The organism is Thermococcus sp. ES12 (genome assembly GCF_012027515.1).
In the GTDB taxonomy this organism is placed as follows: domain Archaea; phylum Methanobacteriota_B; class Thermococci; order Thermococcales; family Thermococcaceae; genus Thermococcus; species Thermococcus barossii.
The window spans coordinates 1-393 of record NZ_SNUP01000134.1; the positions used below are offsets into that span (position 1 = coordinate 1).

1 pseudogene is annotated in these 393 nt (G+C 41.5%); it reads left to right on the forward strand.

Features of this window, described 5'->3' with window-relative positions:
• Positions 1 to 393: pseudogene (locus E3E37_RS11425) on the forward strand (hypothetical protein); the annotation flags it as partial.

Here is a 393-nt window from a genome sequence, read left to right on the forward strand (position 1 = left end):
AAAAAGCATACAGAATATGGATCATTGATGAGGCACCTTTTCCCGTTAAAGGCACTCTCCGACTTGGGCTTCTAAGAGCTGTTGAATATCCTCATGCTCTTCTGACAGCTCATGATTTAAAGGAAAAGTATAATGTTCGAGTCTTAATTTACGACTCAGCCCTTGAGCTTACAAATGCCCTGGCGATAGGAAAGGTCGATTTAGCATGTTCACCGCTAATTACTCAAATCCTTTATGCTTTGTTAATGAAAAGCATTAAAATTGTTTCTGGCTGTGGATTTGCTGGCAGTGGACTTGTTATGAGAGGAGAGCTCAAGGAAGGGAGAACCATTGCTTCTTCTGAGCTTTCTACGATGGAAACTATGCTGAAGCAGTTCCTTGAGAGAAAAGGCT